This is a genomic window from Bartonella sp. AA97HXZ, assembly GCF_042196985.1.
Lineage (GTDB): Bacteria > Pseudomonadota > Alphaproteobacteria > Rhizobiales > Rhizobiaceae > Bartonella.
The window spans coordinates 1-2,299 of record NZ_JBHIRC010000056.1 but is presented as its reverse complement, the minus strand read 5'-3'; the positions used below and the strand labels follow the sequence as shown (position 1 = coordinate 2,299).

The window sequence follows — 2,299 nt, the reverse complement described above, 5'->3', positions numbered from 1 at the left end:
ATAGCTGTTCTATAAGCAGGCTTATATGTTTTTAAGTCCTTTTAAAGGGCTTTTTTGACTGACAGTGTCAGTCTTATGGAGCATGATGATGGTTGTTATAGTCTCTTCATTGATTTGGAGAGCAAGATGGCAACAGAAGTGAATAGTCTCTGCTGCACTGTAGTGAAGTCATTCTTTATCTCTAGAGGGATGCCCCGAAATCATGACTAATCCCCTCTTCTACTTCAAAAATTTTGTAAAGAGATCAACGGCTCTTGGCAAGCCGCTCTGATAACCTATCGCTATGAGAAATCAAGCAGATATATCACAGGAATTATCCTAGAAACACCAAACCAAAGAAAGAAAGAAAAAATAGAGGCTGGGCTGGTAGTCCAGCCAACGGGAACAGTTTTGCGAACAACCCGTCCGATGCAACTCAACTCAACATCGCAGCCACTTCTTATCACTTGGAAACAGTGAGAAGATGGCTAATATAGATGGAAGAGTGTTAAAAAATGATGGATATACTTTGTAAAGAAAAATTAAAATCTATTGATCCTATAGAACCAGCTGCCGCTTATGTTGGTGGCAAAATAAAGTTGGCAAAAACCATTATCAAAATCATTGAAGGCATTCCCCATCGCACTTATGCCGAACCTTTTGTTGGCATGGGAGGAATATTCTTTAGGCGGAAATTGATTCCCTTATATGAAGTCATCAATGATCGCTCAGGCGATGTGGTGAATTTTTTTCGGGTGTTGCAACGCCATTATCACCCTTTTATGGATCTGTTGGAGTTCCAGATTAGCAGCCGTGAGGCGTTTCAACGTTTTACGTTACAAGATCCAAAGACGCTTACGGATTTAGAGCGAGCTTTGCGGTTTTTATATCTACAGCGGTTGAGTTTTGGTGGGCAGGTGGCAAAGCGTACCTTTGGAGTTGATCCCCACCGTGGTGCACGGTTTAACTCTTTCAAACTTGAAGGGTTCTTAAAGCTTATTTACCGGCGTTTATCAGGTGTCACTATTGAACATTTAGATTGGTTTGATTTTATCAGGCGTTATGACCGGCCAACGACCTTGTTTTACCTTGATCCACCTTATTGGGGCGTTGAGAATTGCTATGGCAAGGATTTGTTTAAGCGAGAGGATTACCAGACGATGTCCACACTGCTTGCACAATTAAAGCGAAAGTTTGTTCTGTCTCTCAATGATGTGCCAGAGATCCGAAAAACCTTTAGCCAATTTAAACTAAAAGAAGTGAATACATCTTATACATGTGGTTCAAATAATCCAATGCCGGCTCAAGAGCTGATCATCTCAAATTGCGATTTCTAAAACGAGAAATAATACATATTAAAGGGTCTTTAAATGATCTTTGAAGACCTTTTGAAACCCCTTAAAAATCTTTCAAAAAAATAAATTAGTATAAAACCTAAGCTATCAGACTTTCTAGTGGAATATTGAACTGTTGGTGCAAGTTTTTAATCATGCGCAGTGTTAATTTTCTTTTACCACTCAAGATTTCATAAACACGATTTAAATGACCAATCGCAGGAACGAGATCTTTAGCACTTAAGTTCATTTGTTCCATTCTAAATTTAATAGCTTCAATCGGGTGAGGAGGAGAAACAGGATAGTGTTCTGCTTCATACGCTTCAATCAACAACACAAGAACCTCCATTTGATCAAATTCTGGAGTATTCTCTTTAGGTTGATTGTCAAACATTGCAGACACAATTTCTAAAGCTTCTTGATAATCTCTTTCAGTGCGAAGTGGTTTGATATTCATTTCTTAAATTCCTTTAGTTCTACAGTATTAGCATCAATTGCATCATACTGTTTGTGTGTCCCTATAAATTTTATATAAAGCCAACCTGCTGGATAAAAGATTGAAACAACTAAACGATAATCATTGCCTCTAATATTAAAAACAACACGATTATTCTTTAATATGCTTGCATTTTTATACTTCTCTTTAATGTCATGAGGAGAACGCCACTGCGCATTTTTAGCTTCATCTACCCATGCTTTTAACGGTTGTTCAGCATCAGGATATCGAGCCCAAAAAGTTTGAAGTGTGGAGATTTTAACAATTTTCATAAGTTTATCCTGATTTTTATCAATCTTAGTACCATTTTGGGACCAAGTCAAGATATTTATAAAAAGAAAGTGCTTGTTGAAAACAAACCTTTCTCAAGAGCGGCTTTTTACCTCTCATTTTTCCCATTCATTTTAATTCATCCCTCATTTAAAGGAGCATAAAGTATGGCAACAGGTTTTCTACACGGTGTTGAAGTTGTCGAGGTTGACGACGGCAC

3 protein-coding genes are annotated in these 2,299 nt (G+C 37.8%); 1 reads left to right on the top strand and 2 read right to left on the bottom strand.

Annotated features, from left to right (window positions below):
• Window positions 1–497 precede the first annotated feature (497 nt).
• Complete coding sequence (locus tag ACFINE_RS09550) at window positions 498–1,316, top strand: DNA adenine methylase (RefSeq protein ID WP_375621870.1); 819 nt, start codon at window positions 498–500, stop codon at window positions 1,314–1,316.
• Between the two features lie 97 nt (window positions 1,317–1,413).
• Here ACFINE_RS09550 and ACFINE_RS09545 read toward each other — a convergent pair whose 3' ends face one another.
• Together ACFINE_RS09545 and ACFINE_RS09540 are read right to left on the bottom strand one after the other, a co-directional pair.
• Window positions 1,414–1,770 carry a type II toxin-antitoxin system HigA family antitoxin gene (locus tag ACFINE_RS09545; RefSeq protein WP_156851753.1) on the bottom strand — a complete coding sequence of 119 codons (357 nt, stop codon included), beginning with the start codon at window positions 1,768–1,770 and terminating at the stop codon, window positions 1,414–1,416.
• The gene (locus tag ACFINE_RS09540) at window positions 1,767–2,081 is read right to left on the bottom strand and encodes a type II toxin-antitoxin system HigB family toxin (protein ID WP_317993618.1); all 315 of its coding nucleotides are present in this window, start codon (window positions 2,079–2,081) and stop codon (window positions 1,767–1,769) included. Before ACFINE_RS09540 ends, ACFINE_RS09545 begins: the two co-directional genes overlap by 4 nt.
• Between the last annotated feature and the right edge of the window lie 218 nt (window positions 2,082–2,299).